The organism is Holdemanella sp. DFI.5.55, from assembly GCF_020593575.1.
GTDB lineage: Bacteria > Bacillota_I > Bacilli_A > Erysipelotrichales > Erysipelotrichaceae > Holdemanella > Holdemanella hominis.
Genome location: NZ_JAJDMK010000360.1, coordinates 1 through 239 on the forward strand (window position 1 = coordinate 1; position 239 = coordinate 239).

The 239-nt window shown below is 38.5% G+C and carries 1 protein-coding gene; it reads right to left on the reverse strand.

Annotated elements, in window-relative coordinates; all coding sequences use genetic code 11:
• Positions 1–147, reverse strand: a 147-nt coding sequence (locus LJE08_RS15430) for a uracil-DNA glycosylase family protein (protein ID WP_370633286.1), incomplete at its 3' end; no start/stop codon positions are given.
• Positions 148–239: the final 92 nt, after the last annotated feature.

Genomic DNA, 239 nt, shown 5'->3' on the forward strand with positions numbered 1-239 from the left:
GTAAACGTCGTCACGACCCAATCCAGATAACTCAATCATTTTAGTTAATTCTTTTCCTGAGACACCAACGAAAGGACGGCCTAATTTAATCTCATTTCTTCCTGGTGCTTCGCCAATTAAAACAATTGATGGATTGTCAGGACCCATCCCAGGAACAAAACCCGTAATGTGACGATTAACTAGCTATTTTTTATGGGATCTAACAGGTTATTTGGATACTGGATTTTCATTTAATCACC